The organism is Salmonella sp. SAL4457, from assembly GCF_046548235.1.
Lineage (GTDB): Bacteria > Pseudomonadota > Gammaproteobacteria > Enterobacterales > Enterobacteriaceae > Salmonella > Salmonella enterica.
The window spans coordinates 1-267 of the sequence record NZ_JBGDZO010000602.1 but is presented as its reverse complement, the minus strand read 5'-3'; the positions used below and the strand labels follow the sequence as shown (position 1 = coordinate 267).

Sequence of the window (267 nt, the reverse complement as noted above, 5' to 3'; positions counted from 1 at the left end):
CCTGGAAGCATGCCATCGAGCGCGCCGACGGTCCGTCCGCGCTGATCTTCTCCCGCCAGAACCTGCCGCACCAGGCGCGCGACGTCGCCCAGGTGGCCGACCTCGCCCGCGGCGGCTACGTGCTGAAGGACTGCGAAGGCGAGACGGAACTGATCCTGATCGCCACCGGTTCGGAAGTCGGCCTGGCCGTGCAGGCCTACGACAAGCTCAGCGAGCAGGGCCGCAAGGTCCGCGTGGTATCGATGCCATGCACCAGCGTCTACGAGC

The 267-nt window shown here is 68.5% G+C and carries 1 protein-coding gene; it reads left to right on the top strand.

Going from position 1 to position 267, the window contains the following annotated elements:
* Positions 1-267: transketolase-like TK C-terminal-containing protein (locus tag ACLJNW_RS25615; protein WP_410961427.1), on the top strand; the 267-nt coding region annotated here is incomplete at both ends.